The organism is Acidobacteriota bacterium (assembly GCA_026707545.1).
Lineage (GTDB): Bacteria > Acidobacteriota > Thermoanaerobaculia > Multivoradales > Multivoraceae > Multivorans.
In genome coordinates this window covers 948,785-971,534 of sequence record JAPOWR010000001.1, presented here as the reverse complement: position 1 = coordinate 971,534, position 22,750 = coordinate 948,785, and the positions used below count along the sequence as shown (strand labels likewise).

20 protein-coding genes and 1 pseudogene are annotated in these 22,750 nt (G+C 68.4%); 14 read left to right on the top strand and 7 right to left on the bottom strand.

Going from position 1 to position 22,750, the window contains the following annotated elements; all coding sequences use genetic code 11:
• Positions 1-68: 68 nt before the first annotated feature.
• From OXG83_03835 to OXG83_03795, 9 genes are read left to right on the top strand one after another with little or no spacing between them, the layout of a single operon-like run.
• Positions 69-1,787, top strand: coding sequence for a hypothetical protein (locus OXG83_03835; protein ID MCY3964148.1), 1,719 nt, complete (start codon positions 69-71; stop codon positions 1,785-1,787).
• A gap of 2 nt (positions 1,788-1,789) precedes the next feature.
• Positions 1,790-2,674, top strand: a complete 885-nt coding sequence (locus tag OXG83_03830; GenBank protein ID MCY3964147.1) for an amidohydrolase family protein — start codon at positions 1,790-1,792, stop codon at positions 2,672-2,674.
• A gap of 51 nt (positions 2,675-2,725) precedes the next feature.
• A complete protein-coding gene (locus OXG83_03825; GenBank protein MCY3964146.1) occupies positions 2,726-4,027 on the top strand; it encodes an MFS transporter in 1,302 nt (433 codons plus the stop codon).
• A gap of 13 nt (positions 4,028-4,040) precedes the next feature.
• The gene (locus OXG83_03820) at positions 4,041-4,961 is read left to right on the top strand and encodes a GNAT family N-acetyltransferase (protein MCY3964145.1); all 921 of its coding nucleotides are present in this window, start codon (positions 4,041-4,043) and stop codon (positions 4,959-4,961) included.
• A gap of 17 nt (positions 4,962-4,978) precedes the next feature.
• Positions 4,979-5,827 carry a hypothetical protein gene (locus tag OXG83_03815; protein ID MCY3964144.1) on the top strand — a complete coding sequence of 283 codons (849 nt, stop codon included), beginning with the start codon at positions 4,979-4,981 and terminating at the stop codon, positions 5,825-5,827.
• Positions 5,824-6,696 (top strand): P-loop NTPase, encoded by an 873-nt coding sequence (locus tag OXG83_03810; protein ID MCY3964143.1) that lies wholly within the window; start codon positions 5,824-5,826, stop codon positions 6,694-6,696. The genes OXG83_03815 and OXG83_03810 overlap by 4 nt, the downstream gene beginning before the upstream one ends.
• 27 nt (positions 6,697-6,723) lie before the next feature.
• Positions 6,724-7,200, top strand: coding sequence for a PCP reductase family protein (locus OXG83_03805; protein ID MCY3964142.1), 477 nt, complete (start codon positions 6,724-6,726; stop codon positions 7,198-7,200).
• A 36-nt stretch (positions 7,201-7,236) separates the two neighbouring features.
• Complete coding sequence (locus OXG83_03800; protein MCY3964141.1) at positions 7,237-8,604, top strand: radical SAM protein; 1,368 nt, start codon at positions 7,237-7,239, stop codon at positions 8,602-8,604.
• A 14-nt stretch (positions 8,605-8,618) separates the two neighbouring features.
• Positions 8,619-9,272 carry an SUMF1/EgtB/PvdO family nonheme iron enzyme gene (locus OXG83_03795; GenBank protein ID MCY3964140.1) on the top strand — a complete coding sequence of 218 codons (654 nt, stop codon included), beginning with the start codon at positions 8,619-8,621 and terminating at the stop codon, positions 9,270-9,272.
• A gap of 27 nt (positions 9,273-9,299) precedes the next feature.
• On the opposite strand, the gene OXG83_03790 is transcribed toward OXG83_03795, so the two are convergent.
• From OXG83_03790 to metG, 3 genes and pseudogenes are all read right to left on the bottom strand, one after another.
• Positions 9,300-10,271: a D-glycerate dehydrogenase gene (locus OXG83_03790; GenBank protein ID MCY3964139.1), complete on the bottom strand. Its 972-nt coding sequence runs from the start codon at positions 10,269-10,271 to the stop codon at positions 9,300-9,302.
• Entirely contained in the window at positions 10,268-11,455 is a 1,188-nt protein-coding gene (locus OXG83_03785; GenBank protein ID MCY3964138.1) for an ABC transporter ATP-binding protein, read from the bottom strand. The genes OXG83_03790 and OXG83_03785 overlap by 4 nt, the downstream gene beginning before the upstream one ends.
• Before the next feature lie 25 nt (positions 11,456-11,480).
• Positions 11,481-13,115: pseudogene (metG, locus tag OXG83_03780) on the bottom strand (methionine--tRNA ligase).
• Positions 13,116-13,231: 116 nt separating this feature from the next.
• On the opposite strand from metG, the gene OXG83_03775 reads away from it, so the two are divergent.
• From OXG83_03775 to OXG83_03765, 3 genes are read left to right on the top strand one after another with little or no spacing between them, the layout of a single operon-like run.
• Positions 13,232-13,849 (top strand): RNA polymerase sigma factor, encoded by a 618-nt coding sequence (locus OXG83_03775; GenBank protein ID MCY3964137.1) that lies wholly within the window; start codon positions 13,232-13,234, stop codon positions 13,847-13,849.
• A complete protein-coding gene (locus OXG83_03770) occupies positions 13,846-14,538 on the top strand; it encodes a hypothetical protein (protein MCY3964136.1) in 693 nt (230 codons plus the stop codon). Before OXG83_03775 ends, OXG83_03770 begins: the two co-directional genes overlap by 4 nt.
• The gene (locus OXG83_03765) at positions 14,535-15,074 is read left to right on the top strand and encodes a hypothetical protein (protein ID MCY3964135.1); all 540 of its coding nucleotides are present in this window, start codon (positions 14,535-14,537) and stop codon (positions 15,072-15,074) included. Before OXG83_03770 ends, OXG83_03765 begins: the two co-directional genes overlap by 4 nt.
• Positions 15,075-15,079: 5 nt before the next feature.
• On the opposite strand, the gene OXG83_03760 is transcribed toward OXG83_03765, so the two are convergent.
• Entirely contained in the window at positions 15,080-16,003 is a 924-nt protein-coding gene (locus tag OXG83_03760) for an LLM class F420-dependent oxidoreductase (GenBank protein MCY3964134.1), read from the bottom strand.
• A 147-nt stretch (positions 16,004-16,150) separates the two neighbouring features.
• Here OXG83_03760 and OXG83_03755 point away from each other — a divergent pair, with 147 nt between their 5' ends.
• On the top strand, positions 16,151-16,549 hold the full coding sequence (locus OXG83_03755; GenBank protein MCY3964133.1) for a hypothetical protein: 399 nt from the start codon (positions 16,151-16,153) through the stop codon (positions 16,547-16,549).
• A 29-nt stretch (positions 16,550-16,578) separates the two neighbouring features.
• On the opposite strand, the gene OXG83_03750 is transcribed toward OXG83_03755, so the two are convergent.
• On the bottom strand, positions 16,579-17,352 hold the full coding sequence (locus OXG83_03750) for an SDR family NAD(P)-dependent oxidoreductase (GenBank protein MCY3964132.1): 774 nt from the start codon (positions 17,350-17,352) through the stop codon (positions 16,579-16,581).
• Between the two features lie 127 nt (positions 17,353-17,479).
• On the opposite strand from OXG83_03750, the gene gshA reads away from it, so the two are divergent.
• Positions 17,480-18,634: a glutamate--cysteine ligase gene (gene gshA / locus OXG83_03745; GenBank protein ID MCY3964131.1), complete on the top strand. Its 1,155-nt coding sequence runs from the start codon at positions 17,480-17,482 to the stop codon at positions 18,632-18,634.
• Positions 18,635-18,642: 8 nt separating this feature from the next.
• On the opposite strand, the gene OXG83_03740 is transcribed toward gshA, so the two are convergent.
• Positions 18,643-19,122: a flavin reductase family protein gene (locus OXG83_03740; protein MCY3964130.1), complete on the bottom strand. Its 480-nt coding sequence runs from the start codon at positions 19,120-19,122 to the stop codon at positions 18,643-18,645.
• Positions 19,123-19,152: 30 nt separating this feature from the next.
• Entirely contained in the window at positions 19,153-22,686 is a 3,534-nt protein-coding gene (locus OXG83_03735) for a fibronectin type III domain-containing protein (protein MCY3964129.1), read from the bottom strand.
• Positions 22,687-22,750 lie beyond the last annotated feature (64 nt).

The following is a 22,750-nucleotide window of genomic DNA, read 5'->3' as shown; positions in this document are numbered from 1 at the left end:
GCCTGGTTGCAGTAGCGCTCCTCGCGGCGACGGCGTGCGGAAGCAACGTTGAAGAAGTCGCGGACGTCGTGCTCGCGCGACACGTCCACACGGATCTCTACGACGCCTACCCGGGCATCCCGTCGCCTGCCGGAGACCGGGTCGTGTTCGCCGACTTTGCCGCGGGCGCCAGATCGCTGACGGTCTACGACGTCGCCACCGGGGTCGGCCGCGTGTTGACGACGACGCCGGCGGAACGGTTCCGTGTGACCTGGTCGCCCGAGGGTTCGCGCGTCGTGTACGTCGACCGCCGACCCGAGAGTCACGGGGTCTGGACCCTGGACCCGAACACCGGCCAGGAATCGCGCATCGTGGATCCCGGGGACGCCCGCGTCGACCATCCGCGTTTGCTGCCCGACGGGACCGTGACCGCGCTTCGGCACGCGGGCCCCGATACCGCGTGGGTCGCGTATGCCCCGGGACTCGACGACGCGACCGTGCTCGTCGAGAGCGCCGAGGGGTGGGCCGCGTCCGTTCGATCTCCCGATGGACGCTCGGTCGCGCACCTTCAGGTCGCGGCCGGATACCGCGCGGACCTGGCCGTGACGGAGATCGCGACAGGCGAGACGCGCACGCTCGCCACCGACTTCCGGTTCGGATGGGACAGCCGCGTGGACTGGTCCCCCACCGGAGACGCGCTCTATCTCGCGGCGGCGGGGCCCGACGACTCGCTCCTGGTCGGCTGGCGCGTGCCGCTCGACGGCGGCCCGGCCGAAAGACTGACGCACGACGGCCGCGACGTGCTCGCGGTCACGCCGTTGGCCGATGGTCGCGTCGCTCTCAGCGTGTACCACACGCGCACCGCGGTGGGCCTCGTTCCGGTGACCGGAGGGGAACCTGCCGACGTAACGACGGCAGGCGGCACGAGCTCCTTCCTGCCTTCCTGGCGTCCCGACGGAGGGGCGCTCGGTTTCACCACGTTCTCCTGGCGACGCCTCCGCATGCCCATCGACTTCGACCTGGGGGTCCTCGACCTCGACGCGGAGGGCACCCCGACCGGCACGGTTCGGACGCTCCTCTCGGAAGAACACGAGGACTACGGCGCCGCGTGGTCGCCCGACGGCCGGTGGCTCGCCTTCCACGGACACCTGGAGCAGAGCGACGACATATGGCTCGTCCCGGTTGACGGGAGCGAGCGACCCACACGACTCACGCGGTTCGGACCGGGCGCGGACACCGGCGAGCCGGACTGGCGCCCGGACGGGCGGGCGCTCGCCTTCAGCAGCCACGGCCCGCCGTCAGAAGGAAACCCGGGGTCCGTGTACACGGTCGCAGTCGATCCCGCCACGGGGCTCGCCGCCGCCGACCCTTTCCGCGTCCCGCTCGACGGGTTCGATGGCTATGCCATGGGCGCCCGCTTCTCGCCGGACGGCGAGCGGCTGGCCTTCTACGGACGCTCGTTCGAGGACGGACGCGTCACCGTCTACACGGTGCCGGCCGCGGGTGGGACCCCCACGGCCGTTCTCTCCTTCGCCAACGGCGAGCCCTACAGCGCGCCCGAGTGGAGCGCCGACGGCGCGTCGCTCTTCTACTCGCGCAACGACCGCTTCGGGCCCTTCCAGGTGTGGCGGGTGGCTATCGCCACCGGCGCCACGGAACAGGTCACGACCGGCGCGATCGGAGCACTCCAGCCGAGCGTGAGCCCCGACGGACGCACGCTCGCGGTCACGATGCGCGAGGCCGCCATCGAGGTCGTCGTCCTCGCGGCGGGAAGCACAGGCGCCAACCCGGAACCGAACCAGGAGTGAACATGGGCAGACCAAGGGACATCGGCGTCGTCGACCTGTTTCTCGACATCCCGGCCGGCGGCGCCGGCATGGGCATGGAGGCCGTGCGCCGGCTCAGCCGCGACCGCGGAACGGAGGACTTCTCACACCATCCGGCCCAGTACCTGTTCAAGGATGCCGGACGGCGCATGGACAGGGCCTGGACCGCGGCCGACGTCGTCGCGATGATGGACGCGTTCGGCGTCCGGATCGCCCAGATCGGCGTCAGCGCCCAGAACCCGGAACCGGCGCTTGCGGTGTTCGAGGAGTTCCCCGGGCGCTTCTTCGGCGCCGTCGGCGTTGATCCGAACGCCGGCATGGACGGCGTCCGCGCGCTCGAAGCGACCGTCAACCTCCACCCTGCCATCCGGGCCGCTTCCGCCGCGCCGTGCCTGGCCTATCCCCAGGTGCCGATCGACGACAAGCGCTTCTACCCGATCTACGCCAAGTGCATCGAGCTGGACATCCCGATCAACATGCTGGTCGGCGTGCCGGGGCCGCGCGTCCCCTACAAGTGCCAGTATCCGGGTCTGCTGGACGAAGTCGCCTGGTTCTTCCCGGAGCTCCGCGTCGTCATGCGCCACGGCGGTGATCCCTGGACCGACCTTTGCGTCAAGCTGATGCTCAAGTGGCCGAACCTCTACTACTCTCCCTCGGCCTGGGCGCCCAAGCACTACCCCAAGAGCGTGATTGAGTTCGCGAACAAGCGGGGACCGGACAAGTTCATGTACGCGGGCTACTTCCCCGGCCTCTCCTACGAGCGCATCTTCACGGAGTTGGACGACCTGCCGCTAAGGGAACACGTCTGGCCGAAGTTCCTGCGCGAGAACGCGACGGCGGTCTTCAAGCTGGACGACCTGCTCGGTTGAGTCGCCGGGACCGGAGGATCGGCTCGCTTCGTCCCGTCAGGCCCTGAACTCATGCCGACGCAACCGGGCAGCCCGAGCTTCCACGGCTGGAAGATCGTCCTCGTTTGCTTTCTGGCGCTCTTCGTCTCGGTCGGCTTCGGCTTCTACTCGTTCGGGGCCTTCTTCGTCGCGCTGACCGAGGAGTTCGGAGGCGGCCGTACCGGAATCGGTGTCGGCCTTGCCCTGTTCGGGATCACGAACGGGCTCGTCGCACCCTTCCTGGGCAGCGCTCTCGACCGGGGCCACGCGAAGCGGATCATGCTCTGGGGCGCCTGGCTGCTCGCGTTCGGTCTCCTCCTGACCGCCGCGGTGCGGAACCTGATTCAGTTCTACCTGGTCCTCGGCACCCTCCTGTCGCTGGGGGCGGCTCTGATCGGCGGCGTCACCGCCTCGACCCTGGTGGCGAACTGGTATGTCCGCAAGCGCGCAATGGCTCTCGGCATCGCCACGATGGGCATCTCACTCTCCGGAGTCGTCATGGCGCCCGTCGCCACCCGGCTGATCTCCCTGGTCGGCTGGCGAGGCACCTTCGTGATCTACGGCGCGCTGACTCTCCTCTTCGTCGTCCCGGCCGTTCGCCGCTGGGTCGTCGACCGGCCGGAAGACGTCGGCCTCCACCCGGACGGCGACGTGACGTCCCCTGTTGCCGGGTGGGCGCCGGCACCGATCGCGTCCTCACCTCCCCGCCACCCGCACTGGACCGAGCCGCTCAGGAGCCGGAACTTCTGGGTCATCGCGCTCGTCGTGTCGATGAACTTCAGCGCCAACTCGGCGATCCTGACCCACATCATCGCGTACGCCCGGGATCTCGGCTTCCAGCCCCTTCCGGCCTCCTACGGGCTGTCGACCATCGCGGCGATGGGCGTTCTCGGCAAGGTCGTCTTCGGCTGGATCGGCGACCGTCTCAGCGGGCGCGGCGCCCTCTGGTTGGCGATCGGCCTCCAGGCAACGGGTTCCGCCGGCCTTCTTCAGGCCGAGAGCTACCCGGCACTGCTGTCGGCCGCCGCCGTGTTCGGTCTCGGCATGGGGGGCATGATGCCCCTCTGGGGCACCCTGATCGGCGCCTGCTTCGGCCGCCGTTCCTTCGGCCGCGTGATGGGTCTGATGAGCCCGATCCTGCTGCCGATCCAGATCCTCGGCGTACCCTTCGCCGGGTACGTCTTCGACCGATCGGGGACCTACGACCTCGCCTTCGCAGTGTTCGTCTGCATGTACCTCTCCGCCATGCTGGTCCTCTTTCTGCTGCGCACGCCCGCCCAGGAACCCACGGAGGCGTCGGCACCGGCCGGCCTGAAGACGGCCGCCAACCCATAGCCGAACCCCAGCCATGTCCGCCTACCGTTTCTGCCGCTCGGACGACGTGCCCCTGATCGTCGAGGCGTACGACCGCTGCAACGTGGGGCCCGGCGCGCTCCCGTGGCAGCTCACGATCGATCACATGAAGCGCCTCTCCCGGGAGATGGACCTCTGGACCAGCAGTTGCATGGTCGCCCTTGCGGGGGCCGATCCGATCGGCGTCCTGATCGCGGCGAAAAGGGAGCCCACGGCCAACCTGATACTCCACGCGGCGGTCCACCCGGACCACCGCCGGCAGGGCCATGCCCGCCACATGATGACTTCGCTCAGCCAGAAGATGGCGATCCTCGAGCCGACCCGCTTGCTGGCCGAGGTTCCGGCGGAGGCCGTGGCCGCGCAGGGCTTCCTCGGCGCTTGCGGCTTCGCCAGGGCGGAGCCTCTGACCGACTACTTCCACGCAGGTGAGAGCGCGGCCGCCGCGCCCGTGCTCGACCTGGTCGGAACCGTCTCGCCCACGGAGATCCTCGCCAGCGCGGAGTTCGCCGACGCCTCGGAACTCAATCGGTGCTGGCAGCGCTCACCGCGGACGATCCGGAACCTGCGCCAGAGCGCCCGGGGCATCGGCATCGCGACGGACCGCGGGTTCGAGGCCTATCTCCTCTACCGGGACTCCCGCGACGCCGACGACTCCCTTCCCTTCACTGCGCGGCCGTCCATCCCGCCCGGTGTCCGTTCCGGCCCGGCACCCTGCGAGATCCTCGCGATCGGCGGCCTGAGACCCGTTCCGGCACTCCTCGGTCCGCTCCTCGCGTTCGCCGCCGGAGACTCCGGACGACCGCTCTATCTGCCCCGCGTGCACCGACGTGAACCGTTTGCGGAACGACTCGAACAGGTCGGCTTCCAGGCGGCGGGAACAACCCTCCGTTACGAAAGCGACGCGGCGCGGTCGTGACTGCTACGCTGCCAGCGATGTCCGTCCATCCCCGCGCTGGAGAAACGGCGATCGGAGCGCGGTCCGAGGTCCAGCCCAAGGCGGAGAAGCTCGACCTGCTCGAGACGGCGTATGAACTGACCGAGTTCCGGTCGTTCGCCGACCTTGGAGCATGCTGGGGCGTCGACGGGGCGTACACGTTTCACGCTGCCGAACTGTGCGGAAGCGAGCTGACGAGGGCGGTCATCGTCGACGGGCACCTGACGCCTCTGACCCTGGAGCGCGCGAAGGAGGTTCCTGAAGTCGAACTCGTCCAGGCCCTGCTCGGCTCGGACCAGGCGCTCGATGCGGTCGGCAAGGTCGACGCCCTCATCATGTACGACATCCTGCTGCACCAGGTCAAACCGGACTGGGACGAGTTCCTGCTCAACTGGCTTCCGCACACGAACGCCCTGATCATCTTCAATCAGAACTGGTTGAAGACCCCGCGGACCATCCGCTTCGTCGACCGCGGTCTGGACTGGTACTACCGGAATGTCTACGTCTGGGAAGACGACTGGAACACCCGCGCCAGGCTCGAGTCCTGGTTCAAAAGGCACAACGAGCGCGACACGGACGGGCGGCTGGAACGCGACAACCACTGGTACTGGCAGTTCGGCATCCGGCCGCTGGAACTGGTCGGCCTGCTCGCAAGGAACGGTTTCGAACTGGTGTACATGAAGAGGCATCGTCACGCATTCGGTCGCAGTCGTCCCTGGATCGTGAACGACGGCCTCATCTTCCAGCGCGCCGCCTACCCGGAACTCGGTGTCGGCGGACGCCTCCGCGCCGCGGCTCGCTCCCTGGCCAAACGAACCGGGCTTCTCGAACGCCTCCGCCGTCCATGAAGACCTACTTCGACGTGGAGGGCGATGGCGGCTCCGATGTGCTCGGACAGGTCCTGCGGCAGCGGGAGCGCATCGCCCACGCCACGGCCGGCATCGATCACGTCGTCGCCATCGGTTCGGGCAAGGGAGGCGTCGGCAAGAGCACCTTGACCATGCAACTCGCCCTGGCGCTTAAGCGCGCGGGTCGCCGATGCGCCATCCTCGACGCGGATCTGAACGGTCCCTGCCAGGCCCGGCTGGCCGGGCTCGAGAACGTGCCGTTGCTGCCGGGTGATCGAGGCATGGCCCTGCCGCGCACGCTTCACGGTCTGGGCGTCGTGTCGGTGGGCTCCATGGTGCCCGAAGCGAAGCACCTCGAGTTCGAGAGCGTTGCGGAGGGCGACAGCCATGTCTGGCGGGCAACCCGGGAATTCAACCTGTTCCAGCAGTTGCTGGGCCTGGTGGACTGGGGCCGTCTCGACTTCCTGCTGGTCGATCTGCCGCCCGGCGCCGAGCGCACGCTGCAGTACGCCGAAGTACTGGGGCCGGCCGCCCGCTTCGTATTGGTCACGATTCCTTCGGCACTGGCGCGCGGCGTGGTCGCCCGATCGGCCGCGGCGCTCAAAGGGACGCCGAACGAAGTCATCGGCTACATCGAGAACATGAGCGGCTACTACTGTGGGGCGTGTGACGGGGTCCGGCCCCTGTTTGGCGAGGTCGCCGCCGAGGCGCCCGAACTTGGATTCCCACGCCTGGCTAAGGTACCGTTCGACCCGCGGCTGGCATCGGCGTCCGACGCCGGTGAACCGGACCCGCCCCGGGGACCGGTCCTCCGCGCCATCGACGAGGCCGCGGTACAGGTCCTGCGCAGCTTCGCCAGGACGACCTGACTTTCCACCCGGAGACGGAGACCACGGATGAAGTTCCTCTGCGTACCCTGCGACGAGCAGATGAAGCTGAAGCACGCCCTGGGCCCGAACGGCGGGTCCGTGGCCGTGGTCTATGCCTGCCCCAGCTGCTCTTCGGAGATGGCGATGATGATGAACCCCCACGAGACCCAGGTCGTCGGATCGCTTGGCGTCCGGATCGGCCCCGAAGCCGGCGCCGAGGTGGGGACCGCGACCTCGAAGTGTCCCTTCACCGGCATGCTGACCGACCTGGGGGTGCCGGCCGGCGGCACCGGGCAGGTCGGCGGTGGCCACGGCGTCGCCGGCAACGGCGAATCGGCGAGCATCCCCTGGACCGCCGAGGCGCGCGAGCGGATGGCGAACATCCCCGACATCGTCCGCACCTCCGCGGTCGCCGGGATCGAGAAGTTCGCGCTCGACCACGGCTACGAAGAGGTCGATGCGGCGGTGCTGGAACGGGCCCGCACCTTCTTCGGCATTGCCTGAGCCTTCCGGCGAAACATCGCGCACGAGTCCCTTCCCATGACCCTCTCACCCCTTGAGCGGCCGCTGGATGCCGTGCCGGCGGCGTTCGCCCGTCCCTACGTCATCTCCTGGAACCTCACCTACCGCTGCAACCTGGCCTGCGAGCACTGCTACCTCGACGCCGGCGGCAAGCCTCTGGTCGAAACCCCCAACTTCGCCGATCGGTCGGAACTCTCCACCGACCAGTGCCGCAAGGTGATCGACGACATCTGCGAGTTCGCCCCGGAGGCCCTCGTCATCCTCACCGGCGGCGAGCCGCTGCTGCGGCGCGACATCCTCGACATCGTTCGATACGCCGCCAAGCGCGAGCTGTGGGTCGTCGTCGGCAGCAACGGCGTCCGCATCACGGAGAACCTGGCGCGGATCCTGGCCGGCGAGGGCGTGCGCGGTCTTGCCCTTTCCCTCGACGCACTGGACCCGCAGGTTCACGACGGCTTCCGCCGGGTCCGGGGCGCCTGGCAGAACACGGTCGACGGCGCGAAGCACCTGGCCGCCGCCGGTCTTCCATTCATCATCCAGACCACCGCCGGCGCGCACAACCGGGGTGAGCTGATGGAGATCGCCGACTTCGCCTACACCGAGCTCCAGGCCCGGGTCTGGAACCTGTACTTCCTGGTCCCGACGGGCCGCGGTCAGTTCGTGTCCGACCTCTCGCCAGCGGACTACGACGGCGTCCTCGCCTCCCTGGAGCAGATTCAGCGCGACTACCGCGGCCGCATGGTGGTCAACGCGAAGTGCGCGCCCCACTACGTCCGTCAACTGCTGGCCGGCGATCCCGACTCGCCCTTTCTCAAGGCTTTCGACGGGGGCGCCGGCGGTTGCCCCGCGGGTACGCACTACATGGGGATTCGCCCGAACGGTGACGTCACGCCCTGCCCGTACCTGCCCGTGTTCGGCGGCAACCTGAAACGATCCACGCTGTCGGCGGTCTGGAACGACTCCGAGTTGTTCCAGGACATCCGGCGCCGCAAGGAGCTCGGCGGCCGCTGCGGTTCCTGCGAACTGCAATCGGTCTGCGGCGGCTGCCGCGCCCGCGCCTATGGCATGACCGGAGACCTGATGGCGGAGGATCCGCTCTGCACCCACGATCCCGGGTTCTTCTCGCAGGAGCAGCTCGCGGCCCTTGGAGACCGCACCGGGCTCGCGTCGCTCTCCCGTTACGGCGAGGACACCTCGCCCAGCATTGCCTGGGAACCCGAGGCCGAGGCGCGGATGAAGCGCGTGCCCGCCTTCGTCCGAGGCATGGTCGTCCGATCCGTGGAATCGCACTGTCGCAAGAACGGCATCGGCACGGTGACGGTCGAGGAACTCGAAGCGATTCGTGCCCGGATGCCGACGCCGAAAGTGTTCGGCCGACCGTCCTGACTTCGAGTCGCCGAGTGGCCAGCAGCGCGCGCCGACCGCTGCCGAGTTCCTACGCCCACGTTCCGCGCACGATCCTCTGGTTGATCCCCGGTGGCGAGTTGCTGCTCAAGGGGCGCACGCTGCGCGTCGAGCCCTTCTACCTCAGCAAGTGGCCGATCACGAACGAACAGTTCGAGGCCTTCGATCCGGACTACGAGCGGTCCGGCTGGTCACCGGGCGACCGGGATCTCGCCACGGGAGTGAGCTGGCGGCAGGCCGATGCCTACTGCCGCTGGTACGCCGAGGTCTCCCGCAAGCCGATGCGGCTGCCGACCAGGACCGAGTGGCTCTACGCCTGCCTGGGAAGCAGCGCGCCGGACGATGCTCCGCCCTGGAGCGCCACGCCGGAGCTGATCGAGCGCCGCTGCTGGCACGCCGGCAACTCCGGCGGTCGCGTGCAGCACCCGGAGCGGCGGGAGGCGAACGACTTCGGACTCCACGGCATGTTGGGCAGCCTGTGGGAGTGGGTCGCCGCCGACGAAGGGGACGAGGACCGCAGAACGCTCTGCGGCGGCTCCTTCCGGCTCAAAGCCTCTGAACTCCACTGCGACCTGCAGAAGCGCGAGTCAGCCGACTTCGCCGACGACATCGGCTTCCGTGTCGCCCGCTCTTTCCGTCTCAGGAACTAGCGGCTCGGCCTCCCCACCGGCGACGCATCACCGGGTGCCGCGGACGACCGGCGTCGGCGGCTCCTCGCCGCGGTGAAGCGCCAGGACATTGTCCACGGCGAGCTGGGCCATGGCCAGCCGGGTCGGGATCGAAGCGCTCGCGATGTGGGGCAGCAGCACGGCGTTGTCGAGTTCGAGCAGGTCCGGGTGGACCTCGGGTTCCCGCTCGAACACGTCGAGGCCGGCGGCCCAGATCGCGCCTGAGCGGAGCGCTGCCGCCAGCGCCGCTTCGTCGACGATCGGACCTCGGGCGGTGTTGACGAGCACCGCGCTCGGCTTCATCCGGGCCAGGCGTGCGGCGTCGATCAGCCCGGCCGTGTCCTCGGTCAGCGGCAGGTGGATGGAGACGAAGTCCGCGGCGCCCAGCAGCGCGTCGAGATCGGTCCGGCGGACGCCGAGTTCCTCCTCCAGGTCCGGGCGGGCCCGTTCGTCCCAGTAGAGGATCTCCATGTCGAACCCCAGCCGGGCGCGGCGCGCGACCGCCTCGCCGATTCGGCCCATGCCGAGAATGCCGAGAGTGCGGCCGTGAACCTCCTGACCGGTCAGGAGCATCGGTCCCCAGCGCCGGTAGCGGCCGGCGCGCAGAAAGCGCTCGGCCTCGGGGAGCCGGCGCGCGGCCGCCAGCAGCAGCGCCATCGCCAGATCCGCGGTGGCGCCATCGAGCACACCCGGCGTGTTCGTGACCCAGATCCCGCGCGCCGCGGCAGCAGAGGTGTCGACGTTGTCGAAACCGACCGCCATGTTCGCCACCATGCGCAGGTTCGCCGCCCGGTCGAAAAGCTCCGCGTCCATCCGCTCCGTGAGCAGCGCCAGGATCACCTCGGCGCCCGCCGCCTCGTCGAGCAGCACCGCGCGGTCCAGGGCTATGTCCTCCTCGAGCACCGTCGTCTCCACGCCGGGCTCGGTGACCAGCCTGGCGATGGCCGGCTCGGGAATCGGTCGCGTCACCAGCAGCTTCATCCGTCGATCTCCCATTCGTGGGCAACCTCGAACAGACTCGGTTCGAAGCGCCGCGCCTCGATCTCCAGCACGTTCGCCTGCACCTTGCGGTCGTAGACGTGCAGGGACTCTTCGTCGAGCAGAAAGACGCAGGCCGAGTAGTCGCCCTTCGTCATCGGCAACCGCGGGACGCGGACCACGGCGCGGTGATGGCCGGCGCCGGTCACCGCCGCGAGGCCCGCGCGCTGGGTGGTGAACGCGCACACCTGCACGCCGTCCGCGGTGTCGAGGCCCACCGCCAGATGAAATCCGAGATCGTCGTCCCGGCTCTCCCATTCGATTTCGAGGGCCCAGGAGTCCGATCCGCGCTTGTGCGCCTTTCCGCCCTCCGGCCTGATCGCAACGATCCGCGCCGGCGTCGCTGCCGGATCGTCGTTCGACTGCTCTTCCGTTTCCGCGCTCTCGCCGGTCTTCGCCATCAGGAACCGCTCGTACTCGCCGACCACGCCGAGCGCCCGCCCCGCCGCCGCCACCTCCCCGCCGCGCAGCCACAGCGCCTGCTGGCAGAACGCGGTGACGTAGTACATCGCGTGAGAGCAGAACAGCAGCGTGCCGCCGTCCGCCATGTACTGCTGCAGGCGATCCATGCATTTCTTCTGGAAGTAGCCGTCACCGACCGACAGCGCCTCGTCGACGACCAGGATGTCGGGTTCGACCTGAACCGCGATCGAGAAGCCGAGCCGCATCGTCATACCCGTCGAGTAGGAACGCACCGGCTGATCGATCGCGGGGCCGAGTTCGCTGAAGTCGATGATGTCGCGGGTTCGCTCCCGGAGCTCCCGCTCGTCGAGACCGACGATCGCCGCGCTCAGCCGGATGTTCTGGCGGCCGGTGAACTCGTGATGAAACCCCGCGCCGAGTTCCAGGATCGAGGCGACCCGACCGCGAATCGCCAGTTCACCGGACGTCGGCTGCGTCACGCCGGCGACGATCTTGAGCAACGTGCTCTTGCCGGCTCCATTCTCCCCCACCACGCCGAGCCCTTCGCCTGCGGGCAACTGGAAGCTGACGTCGCTGAGCGCCCGGAAGGGCCGGTGAGCCGAACGTCTCAGCACCGCCTCCTGCAACCGGCCCCACGGCGTATCGTAGATCCGGTAGACCTTGGTCAGACGGTCTGCAGCGACCGCGGGAGCAGCGGTCGTCAACGCCTCACCCGGTGTCGTCCTCGCCCGAGGCGGCGATCATCGCGGCTACCTGATCCGGCTGGACCCGGGTAACCAGGGGCTTGAAGGGCAGGATCTCGTGGTTCACCAGGGGCGTGTGGACGTCGTCCCAGACCAGGGGATCGATGCCCAGAAAGGCCTCCGCCCTGGCCGCGATCGTTGGCACGACCGGCTTGAGATAGACGATCAACTGCCGGAACAGCTCGATGCCCGTCGTGCAAACCGCCTGGACCTCGGCGGCCCGACCGGGATCGCGCGCCAGCTCCCAGGGCCGCCGGTCGTCGATGTAGCGGTTCGCCCGGTCCGCCAGCGCGATGACCCGCCGCAGGGCCCGGTTGTAGTCGCGGTCCTCGTAGAGTCCGGCGATCTCCTCCGCCTGCGAGGCGGCCGCCGCCGCGAATTCGGGCGCGTCCAGCGACGCCGCCAGCCGGCCGTTCGACTGCCGGTGCAGGAACCCGGCGCAGCGACTGGCGATGTTGACCACCTTGCCCACGAGATCCGAGTTGACGCGCTGGACGAAGTCCTCGAGGTTGAGGTCGATGTCGGCGAGCCCGTTGCTCAACTTGGCCGCGATGTAGTAGCGGAAGGCCTCCGGGTCCAGGTGGTCCAGGTAGGTGCGCGCCATGACGAAGGTGCCGCGCGACTTCGACATCTTGGCGCCGTCGACGGTCAGAAAGCCGTGGACGAACACCGACGACGGCGTTCGATAGCCGCCGCCGTGCAGCATCGCCGGCCAGAACAGGCAGTGGAAGTAGAGGATGTCCTTGCCGATGAAGTGGTACAGCTCGGCATCGCTGTCGGGCCCCCAGAAGTCCTCGAATCCCACACCGGTCTGGTCGCAGAATCGGCGGAAGGCGGCCATGTAGCCGATCGGCGCGTCGACCCAGACGTAGAAGTACTTGTTCGGAGCGTCCGGGATCTCGAAGCCGAAGTAGGGCGCGTCCCGGGAGATGTCCCAGTCGCGGAGTCCGTCGTCGAACCACTCCTGCAGCTTGTTGACGACCTCGCTCTGCAGGCGGCCATCGCCAACCCAGTCTTCCAGCAGTTCCTCGTAGTCGGAGAGGCGGAGGAACAGATGCTCGGACTCCTTCTCGACCGGCAGTGCGCCGGTGACGATCGAGCGCGGATCGATCAGGTCCGACGGCGCGTAGGTCGAGCCGCACTCGTCGCAACTGTCGCCGTTCTGGTCCTTCGCGCCGCAACGGGGGCACGTGCCCTTGATGAAACGATCGGGCAGGAACATCCCCCGCTCCGGGTCATAGAACTGGCGCACCATTCGCCGGTCGATCGAGCCGCGCTCACGCAACCGCCCGTAGATCTCCTCGACCAGTTCCCGATTCTCGGGCGAGTGCGTCGTGTAGTAGTCGTCGAAGTGGATCGAGAACGCCCGATAGTCCTCCAGGTGCTCTTCCCCCAGCCGGCCGATCAGTTCCTCGGGCGTGATTCCCTCGCGCTCGGCGCGCAGCATGATCGGCGTTCCGTGCGCATCCTCGGCGCAGACGTTGTAGCACTCGCAGCCCCGCATCCGCTGCAGCCGGCACCAGATGTCCGTCTGCACCGCCTCCACCATGTGACCCAGGTGAATCGGGCCGTTGGCGTAGGGCAGGGCGTTCGTCACCAGAATGCGTCGTCGTTCGGGCATGGCAATCCTCCCGAGCGCGCAGCGCCCGGCGGATCGGGATTATGCAGTATCCGCCAGGGCGCGGCACCCGAGGAAACTTGTTCACACCGCGCTACGTCTTCCTGTTCAGACGCGCGATGACGACTCCGCACCCATCCTCCGGGCCGAACCCGGACCTGTTCCTGGCCCGCCGCGCGGCCGCCGGCCAGGCCGATGCCTGGTCCGAGCTGATCGACCGTTACGGCCGCCGCATCTACAACATCGCCTTTCAGTTCGCCGGCAACACCGCCGAGGCCGAGGACCTGACCCAGGAGATCTTCCTGAAGCTCTATCGCAACCTCGGCCGCTACCGGGGGGACGTGCCGCTCGCCGGCTGGACGCTGCGGCTGTCCCGCAATCTGTGCGTGGACCACTACCGCCGCACCCGCACCGAACGGCGGACCGTGGTCGTCTCGGAGGAACTGCTGAAGTACCAGGCTGGCGGCATGGACCCGGCCGCTACCGCCGAGCGCCGAGAACGACTGCGAATGGTCTACCAGACACTCGAGGAGATGCCGGAGGCGTTCGCCGAGATTCTCATGCTGCGGGACCTGCAGGGCTTGAGCTACGCCGAGATCTGCGTCTTCCTCGAACTGCCGGAGGGAACGATGAAATCCCGGCTCCGGCGCGCTCGCCTGGAACTGATCCGTCGGATCGACCGCAGGCGGCAGGCTCTCGGCGATCCCACACCGACCCGCAGCGGGGCCTACAGGTGAGTCACGAGCGTCAGCGCCGGGCAACTGGTCCGGAGGGGATCCACCGTGAACGGATGCCGGGCATCGAAGAACTTCGGGCCGACTTGCCCGTTTCCGCCGAGCTTCGCGCCGGGCTGCTCGAGATCGCCGTCGGCGCACCCTACGAGCCCGATGGCGAGGCGCGCGTCGAAGAACTCGAACCGCTGGTCGGTTCCGAACTCGAACCGCCTCCGGCGCTCATGCGACGACTGCGGGCGATCCCGGCAAGCCACCGAGCTCACCGGCCCGCGGGCTTCGGCGCCACGCCCCGAACCGCCACGGCGCTCGCCGCCAGCTACGTGCTTGCGGTCGCCCTGACCCTCCTTCTCGGCGACCCCGTGGCCGCCGGCCGCGAGGCCGCCACGAACCTCGGCGCCGCGGCCGGCGAGCACCTGCTTGAGCCCGTTGCCGAAGCCGGCTCTTCGATGCACGCGGAGGTCACCCGACGTCTCGAAGCCGTCCAGGAGCTACGGCCTCCGGCCGGGCTCTTCGACCAAACGCTGGGGCTGCCCACCGACCGCGTCCGGGGCTGGTTCCGAGCCGCCGTCGACTCATCGTCCGAGGCCGTCCGCGATCTGGCTGCCCTGTTGACACCCGGCGACTCCGGGGCCGATGACCCAACGACGACTCGAGACGGACCACCCACATACCAGGAGAGGAGTTCCGCATGAACGCCGAACACGAACAGGCACCACCGCCGACGCCACCGCCTCCTCAGGCTGCAGGCCAGGGAGGGCTCACCGCACGCCACGCCGTGAGCGTGATCCTCGCCCTCTTCCCAGGTCTGGGCCACATCTACAACGGTCTGTATCAGCGCGGCATCGTGCTGTTCCTGCTGGCGGTCGGCTCCATCTTCCTCGCCACGGAGGAAGGCCTGATGGGCATGGTCGTGGCCTTCGTGTGGCTCTTCAACATCATCGACTCCTACCGCCAGGCCACCCTGATCGAACGCGGCCACGGCCCGGACCTCGGCCTGCACGACGCGCCGCAACCGCCCGCCTCCGGCCAGCTCGGCCTGCTGGCCGGCGCGGGCCTGTTCGTCATCGGATTCCTCGCTCTGCTCGACTACACGCTCGGCTACGACATCGACCGCGTGTGGGAGTTCTGGCCGCTCGGCCTGCTCGCGGCCGGCGCCTGGCTCATGATCGGCGCCTACCGGCAGTGGCGGCGCAGCCGAACCGATGCAGAGGCGGCGGCTTCCGACTGAGACCGCTACCCGAGCTCGGCCCGCAGCTTGTCGTGCAGCGCGGCCACGCCGTCGATCATCGCGTCGACGCTGCGGGCGCCGGCCAGGAAGAGACCGGTCAGATTGAGCGCCACGCCGTCGAACCCCAACTCGCCCAGCCTGGCGGCGGCCGCGGCGACGCGCTCCGGGTCCACGTAGAACGTGCGGTCGCTCTCGTTCCCCGGTCGGGGCGGCGGCGACACCTGAGCCTGAAACTCCAGAGTTTCCGGATCGCGACCGGCGTTCTCCGCGTGGCTTCTCACTGAGGCGATCGCCTGATCTCCGCTCTCGAACAACTCCTCCGAGGCAACGCCCATCCAGCCGTCGCCGAAGCGCCCTGCGCGGCGCAAAGCCGCTTCGCTGTGGCCGCCGATCCAGATCGGCAGATCCGCGCCGCTCGGCGGCTTCGGCTCCATGGCCATCGCCTCCAGGCGGTAGAACTCGCCCTCGAAGTCGATCGGGTCCTGGCTCCAGCAAGCTCGAAGCACTTCGATCGCCTCGTCCATGCGCCGCCCGCGGTTGTGGAAGTCGTGCCCCAGAGCGTCGTACTCCGATTCCTGCCAACCGACCCCGAGACCCAGACGCAGTCGGCCGCCCGAGAGCGTGTCCAGGGTCGATGCCTGCTTCGCGGTCAGGACCGGATCGCGCTGCGGCAGGACCAGAACCTCGGTGCCAAGCCCGATCCGCGACGTGCACGCCGCCATGTATCCAAGGGTGGCGAAGGCCTCCATGATCGGCATCTTGGCCGGGTAGCGGTTCTTTTCCCGGCCATCGGTGTCGTAGCCCATGACGACGTGGTCGAAGATGTCCAGTTGATCGAAACCGATCTCGTCCACTGCTCCGGCCAGGCGGGCGACGGCCTCCGGTCCCTCCCGGTAGACCACACTCGGGAACTCGACGGCGAGCTTCATTCTTCACGTCTCCTCGTTGGAAGTCGGTGTTTCTACCACGAACCGGCGGCGCAGCGACGCCGGCATGCGACCCCGTATAGTCGGCAAGCGGCCGGCGTCATTGCGGCTGTTCGCTGTAAGCCGCCGCAACCGGACGAAGGAGAGTTCATGCTGCGAACCGTTCTCGCCATTCCCGCCGGCCTGGTCGTCGGCGGCATCGTGATCAGCTTCGTTCAGGTCGCGGCCATCACGCTGCTTCCCCTGCCCGAGGGAGTGCCGACCGACCGGGCGTCGATCGAACCGGGGGACATCCCGGCTGTCAACATGGCGTTCGTCCTCATCGCCTGGGCCGCGGGCGCGTTCGCCGGCGGCGGCACGGCCGCGCGCGTCACACGAAGGGCGAAGCGTCGACTGGCCCTGATCGTCGGCGCCTTCTTTCTGATCGCCGGCGTCTACAACATGGCGACGATCCCGTCCCCGCTCTGGTTCTGGGTTGTCGGGATCCTCCTGTTCCTGCCCAGCGCACATCTGGGTGCGAAGACTCTCGGCGGTCCGGAAGAGCCGTAGCTGCCGGGCCCGGCAATCGCCGGTGAACGTCAGGCCCCGGCCAGGAAGCGCTCCCGCAGCCTCCTCATGCCGTGCAACCAGCGGTCGTAGTCCGAGGTCTTGCGGCGCATGTACTCCAGGACCTGCGGGTGCGGCAGGATCAGGAAGCGCTCCTGTTCGATCGCGCGGACGGCGATTTCGGCCACCTCGTCGGCCTCCATCATGCCGTCGACGCCGGCGACACCGGGTCCCCCGGCGGTCATCGCCGTGCGCACCGCCTGCGGGCAGAGCACGGACACCTTGATGCCGTCGTTGCCGTGCGTGATCGCGATCCACTCCGCGAGCGCCACTGCAGCGTGCTTGGTCACCGCGTAGGGCGCCGAGCCGATCTGCGACAGCAAACCCGCGGCCGAAGAGGTGCTGGCGATGTATCCCTCGCCCCGCTCGATCATCTTCGGCAAGACGGCGCGGGCGGCGTAGATGTGGGACATCACGTTGATCTCCCAGATGCTCTGCCAGCCATCGTCGCTCACGTCGACCCCGCCGCCGGTGCCGATGCCGGCATTGGAGAAGATCAGGTCGATGTCGCCGAAGGCCGTCTCCGCGCGGGCGACCATGTCCTGAACCTGCTCTTCCACGGCCACGTCGACGGTCACGGCGATCGCGCCCTCGCCGATCTCGCTCGCCACCGCCGCGGCGCCCTCGCCGTCGCGGTCGGCGACCACGACCCCTCTGGCGCCATCGGCCGCGAACCGGCGGCAAAGCGCCCTGCCGATGCCACTCGCGCCGCCAGTGACAACGCACGACTTGCCCTGTATCTTCATGCGGCTCATCGTAGCAACGGTCGTGGGCGCCGTCCCCTTGGTAGAATCGTGGGCTCGGCGGCGGCTGTTCTGCCGTCCCTAAGCCCTTCACTGCTAGGCGGTTACCTGTGCCGCGCCTGAGTCCCAAATGACCGTCGACCACCGTCCGCTGCACCGTCAACTGCTGAAGGGCCTCGAAGAGGAGGTCTACACCGGAACCCCCGGCGGCCACGTCCTGCCGCTCTCCTCACAGGTCAAGGAGGCGCTCGACGGCTACACCACCGAACCGGATGGACGCAACGTCGAGTTCACGACCGCCCCGTACCGGAGCTACCAGGTCCTCATCGACCGACTGATGGCAAAGCGCTGCGCGCTCCGGCGCTACCTGGAGGCCACGCACGGCTGCACGCTGGTGCCAGGGGGCGCGCTGTCACTGGCGGATCCCGACTCCTTCTACTTCTCCGACCCGGAGAACCCGTACTACCGCTACATCCGCGACACCTACGGCAACCGTGTCGTCACCGCCTCGACCCACATCAACCTGGGGATAGACGACCCGGAGGAACTGATGCGCGCCTACCGGGTGCTGCGAATGGAGGCCGCGGTGTTCCTGGCGCTCACCGCCGCGTCACCCTTCCTCTCGGGCGAAACCACCGGCCAGCACTCGACGCGATGGCTGCGCTTCCCCCTGACTCCGGGAAGGGTGCCGTTCTTCCCGGACGCCGGCTCCTTCGCCATCTGGATGGACGAGCAGCTCGCAAGCGGCGCGATGCAGAACCGGCGCCACCTCTGGCTCGGCATCCGGCCAAACGGACCGGCGACACCCAGGGATCTGGACCGCCTGGAACTTCGGATCTGCGATCGGATCAGCGATCCGTACATCCTGCAGGCGGTCACCGCGCTCTACGAGGCGCGCGTGTGGCAGGTGCTGGAGCAGCCGGACCTCGATCCGTTGCATGACCGGACCTCGTCCGAACTCGAAGAGCTGGCGGCGGCGAACGAGCGCGCCGCCGGCACCGCCAGTCTCGATGCCGAAGGAACGAACTGGGTCGACGGAGACACTCTCACCTTCCGGGCTTGGGCGGAATCGATGCTCGAGAGCGTCGCCCCGACAGCCGGTCGCCACGGCTTCGACGGTCTGCTCGAGCCCATCCGCTCTGTTCTGGAACAGGGCAACCCGGCCATGCAGTGGCTGCGGCGCATCGAGCAGGGGGCAACTCCCCAACAGGTCATCCAGGAGGCGATCGTCGAACTCGCCGCCCTGGACCGCGAGTTCGACCCGAGTTGCCCGCTCGTGGCCTGAACGCGGGCTCAGTCGGCGAGCCTCTCGTACCGGCCGCCGTAGAACAGCAGCGGCTCGGCGTCCCGAACCACTTCCCCCGCCACCACGTCCCCGATCACGATGATGTGGTCGCCGCCAGGGACACGCTCCGCGATCCGGCACTCGAGATGGCCTAGCGCGTTCTCGATCAGCGGCGCTCCCAGGCGGCCGAGCCGGCACTCCACACCAAGCAGGGAGCCCTCGGTCGGTTCCCTGGATTGGGCGAACACGTTCGAGATTCCCTCCTGATCGGCCGCCAGGATGCTGATGCCAAAGACCTCGGCGTCCCGCATCTGCATGTAGCAGTTCGACGCGCGGTCGACGCAGACCAGCAGCTGGAGCGGGTCGAGCGAAAGAGAACAGACCGCGTTCGCGGTCATGCCGTGCAGGCGGCCACCCACGTTCGTCGTCACCACGGTGACACCGGTGGCGAAGCGGCCGATCAGGCTTCGGTAAATGTCGTGGTCCACGGAGAGTTGGCAGGCGCGACAAGTCGCCGTTCAGAACGCCTCGACGTCGATCTGACCACAGATGCTGCCCGCCTCGTTGCGGTAGGTCGAATCCTCGCCGGTCACCGTGTCCGTGACCGTGATCTCGTACTCGACATCCGACAGCCCACCGTACAGGAGCCAGAAGCGGCCGTTCAGGGCCCGGCCGTCCAGCATCTTCACCGCCAGTTCGATGTTCGAAGGGCTGAAGAACCAGAAGAAGCCCGTCTTTGCCGTCGTCAGCGATGGAATCACCTTCGCGGCCTGCTCCACGTCCGGATCGGCGTTCGGATCGACGAAGTCGACCTCCACCGCGAATCGGTCGTCCAGGAGACAGAGCCGTCCCTCGCCTGTCTCGCAGTGACCGCCGCCCTCGCTCGCAAGATCGAGACCGGCCAGGTCGAGGGCTGCGACGTTCATCCGCAGGAGGTCGAAGCCCGCTCGGCCCCCTCCGATAGGGCCGGCACCGGGCGACAGGGCCGCCGGACTCAGGTCGCCGAAGGCCACGAGGTCCTTCTGGCCGCAGACTTCCCTGGGCGGGTTGTGGTACGTCCGCCGCTCACCTGTCTGCGCGTCCCTCACGGTGATCCAGTACTCGACGTCCGACAGCGCTCCGAAGAAGACCCAATAGCTGCCGTTGATCGTCCGGCCGTCGAGCACCTTGACGACCAGTTCGATGTTCTCGGGGTCGAAGAACCAGAAAAGCCCCGACTCGTCCGAAACGTCGACCGGAACCGCCGCACCGGAACCGTACTCGTCCGGAGCATCCGGCTTGCTCCAGTGCGCACGCACTTCGAAGCGATCGTCGCGAAGGCAGAGATAGGCCGACTCCTCCCTGCAGGCCCCCTGGAACGCGCCGGTAGTGACGCTCGCCTCCGGAGAGTAGTCCGCGGCCCCGGCCCGAAGCCGGAACGTGTAGGGGGTCTCCGGTTCCAGCCCGGTGACCATGGCCCCGCCGGCGGCCGCTTCGGCCGTCGCCACCTCGATCCAGCCGTTCGCCGGGTTCCGCGCCTCGACGGTGAGCCTGCCCCGAGCCGGCCGTGCCCATCTCCCGGTCCAGGTCAGTTCGGCCGCTGTCTCGCCGGAGGGCACTGCCGTCAAGCCGCCCTCACCTCCCGTCGGGCCAGGTCCGACAAACGGCATCCCCCTGACCGTGTTGCTGGCCTTCGAGAAACCAGTCCCGTTGTAGGCGAACACCCGGTAGTCCACTTCTTCGCTGCGCTCGAGTTCAAAGTGTCTGGCTCCCGCCGGCGCCAGCGCCACCCGGGTCCAGCGGCCTCCCCCGACGACGACGGTGTCCTCGTTGCCGTAGTCGGGCCGTGACTGAATCTCGAACCCCGTCTCATCGTTCGAGTTGTGCACCCAGGCAAGGCGGGCTGCTTCTCCGGACACTGCCCAACTGAGCTTGGTCGGAGCCACGGGGCCGCGCCCTGGGGAACCCAGCGGCAAGCTGATCCCGGTACGTCTCCCCAGACCGGAATCGTTGAACGGCAGCACATAGAAGACGTAGCTGCCGCCGTGCGCCAGCCCCTCGATCTCGATGGACTCGCTGTCGGCCCCGGCCTCGAACAGACCGAACCAACCCGACACGAGAGCCAGGACCCGGAAGCCGAGTTCGTTGGTGGAGTTGTCGGTCCACGTCAAGCGGACCGACGTGGGACCGGTAGCACGCGCGGTCAGGTTCGTGACGGCCGACGGGCCCGGCGGCAGGCGCGGTCTCAACACCATGAACTCACTGCCCGTCGCCGTGCCGCCGGGGCCGATGGCGCTCATGCGCACACCGTAGGCTCGTCCGGGCTCCAGGCGCGACAGCACGGTCGAGCGCGAGTTCGCAGACACGTACTTGCGCCGCACGGGACCGCCGATCGAGAGTTCCACCTCGAAGTAGTACTCGTCGTCCGAGTTGTCGACCCAGGTCAGGCGGGCGGCGCTCGTTCCCATCTGGGCCGGGTCCTCGACCGCGGCCGGTTCCCAGGCGAGTCCGGACGGCGGCGCGGGCTCGGCGCCCGGAGTCACGAGCGTGACGGTGCCGCTACTCGCGGACCGGGTTTCGCCTCTGTACGCTTCGACCCGGAAGAAGTAGCGGGTGCCGGCGTCCGCGACAGGCAGGTCCACCACTCCCGTTGTACGACCGTCGAGTGGGCGCGTCATGAATCCCTGTCCGGGACGCCAGAGAGTCGCTTCATAGCCATCCTCGTCCGTCGCGTTGTCCTGCCAGGAGAGCCGCACCGACGTCTCGCTCTCCATCGTCACCCGCAGATCGGTCGGCGCCGCAGGTGCGTCGGGGGGCAGCGGGGAAACGAAGTCGCCGTACTTCACACCGATGTGGATCGTCCTCTGGAGGGCGCGTTCGTTCTCCCGCTCGCCCGCGATGCCGATTACACGGCCCTGGGGCTTGATCCGCACACTCGACAGGTACGGCTCTTCCTGGCCCGTGTAGCTCATGATCGTGCCGACGTTCGGAATCCGGTCGAGATTGCCGTGACCGAAGGCGTACGGCCTGACGGCCAACTCGGGCGAACCACCGTTGTCCGGATCGTGGTGGGCGCCCAGGCCGTGGCCCACTTCGTGGGCGAAGATCGGCCCGTCCGCATAGCAGGAGTTGGCGGTCCAGCCGTACCCGAACGCCGAGAAGTCCTCCGCGGTTTCATTGCGAGAGAGCAGGTAGTGCTGGCCGCAGGCGTTGAACAGCCAGGGCGACTCGCCGGTGAACAGGTGAACCAGGTCGGCTCCATGCTCCCGGCGCAGCCGGAGCGCCTCCCCGTGGAACCTGAGCTGACTGATGATCGAGGAGCCGTAGAGACCGGTTCCATCCCGTCCGACCCGATCGAGTCCCGCTACCTCGGCCGTGTGGACGATGTTCGCGCGAATGTCGATACGGCCGTTCCGCAGGACCATGTTCAGGTAGTCGCCGGCGTTCCGGATCGCCGCTTGCGCCCCGCCCCGGCCAGCCCAGTTTCCGGCCGCCGTGGGCGTGTAAACGACGAGGATCTCGAGCGTGTCGTGACTCTGCGGAGCTGCGACTCGTGTGGGCGGATCGTGCGCCGTCGCCCCGGCAATGCGCACCGGAGCGATCTGTGGGAGCTGTTCGCGATCGGAGCCCACGGCGCAGAAGGCGTCGGGCTGCGCGCCAGGCAGGTTGAAGCCAGCCTCCATCCGGCCACTGCCGTCGGGCCGGGCGCTGATGCGGTAGCGGACACCGGCGGGCTCAGCGAACCAGCCCACGAGGCGGCCACCCTCGAGCGTCAGAACGACGCTGTCGTAGCCCGCACCCGGGAGACCGCCGGACCACATCAGGTCGCCGCCGCCACGATCCTCGAACACGCTCAAGTCCGCGATCAGCACACGGCCGTCCGGCGTCGGCAGTTCCAGCCGTCCCGACTCCGTGCGAAGCAACTCCAGGTCGACCTGGGCGGCGAAAGCAGCTATCTCCGGTGCGAAGTCCGGATCGCCGACGGTTGCGCGCCCCGTCGCCTGCGGCGTCAGGGTCAGCAGTCGCTGACCCTCGACGGGCGCAGAGAAGACGAGCACCGCCGTGAGCAGCAAGCCACCAACGTACGATCCACCGCACCTCACCCTCTTGAAAAGTACACTGCGGCCATGTCCTCAC

What these genes read in the sequence shown, in the direction of transcription:
- OXG83_03820 (MCY3964145.1), top strand. Translation starts at nt 4,041, where the DNA reads ATGTCCGCCTACCGTTTCTGCCGCTCGGACGACGTGCCCCTGATCGTC.
- OXG83_03815 (MCY3964144.1), top strand. Translation starts at nt 4,979, where the DNA reads ATGTCCGTCCATCCCCGCGCTGGAGAAACGGCGATCGGAGCGCGGTCC.
- gshA (MCY3964131.1), top strand. Translation starts at nt 17,480, where the DNA reads ATGACCGTCGACCACCGTCCGCTGCACCGTCAACTGCTGAAGGGCCTC.
- OXG83_03805 (MCY3964142.1), top strand. Translation starts at nt 6,724, where the DNA reads ATGAAGTTCCTCTGCGTACCCTGCGACGAGCAGATGAAGCTGAAGCAC.
- OXG83_03830 (MCY3964147.1), top strand. Translation starts at nt 1,790, where the DNA reads ATGGGCAGACCAAGGGACATCGGCGTCGTCGACCTGTTTCTCGACATC.
- OXG83_03800 (MCY3964141.1), top strand. Translation starts at nt 7,237, where the DNA reads ATGACCCTCTCACCCCTTGAGCGGCCGCTGGATGCCGTGCCGGCGGCG.
- OXG83_03810 (MCY3964143.1), top strand. Translation starts at nt 5,824, where the DNA reads ATGAAGACCTACTTCGACGTGGAGGGCGATGGCGGCTCCGATGTGCTC.
- OXG83_03790 (MCY3964139.1), bottom strand. Translation starts at nt 10,271, where the DNA reads ATGAAGCTGCTGGTGACGCGACCGATTCCCGAGCCGGCCATCGCCAGG.
- OXG83_03750 (MCY3964132.1), bottom strand. Translation starts at nt 17,352, where the DNA reads ATGAAGATACAGGGCAAGTCGTGCGTTGTCACTGGCGGCGCGAGTGGC.
- OXG83_03825 (MCY3964146.1), top strand. Translation starts at nt 2,726, where the DNA reads ATGCCGACGCAACCGGGCAGCCCGAGCTTCCACGGCTGGAAGATCGTC.
- OXG83_03755 (MCY3964133.1), top strand. Translation starts at nt 16,151, where the DNA reads ATGCTGCGAACCGTTCTCGCCATTCCCGCCGGCCTGGTCGTCGGCGGC.
- OXG83_03765 (MCY3964135.1), top strand. Translation starts at nt 14,535, where the DNA reads ATGAACGCCGAACACGAACAGGCACCACCGCCGACGCCACCGCCTCCT.
- OXG83_03760 (MCY3964134.1), bottom strand. Translation starts at nt 16,003, where the DNA reads ATGAAGCTCGCCGTCGAGTTCCCGAGTGTGGTCTACCGGGAGGGACCG.
- OXG83_03775 (MCY3964137.1), top strand. Translation starts at nt 13,232, where the DNA reads ATGACGACTCCGCACCCATCCTCCGGGCCGAACCCGGACCTGTTCCTG.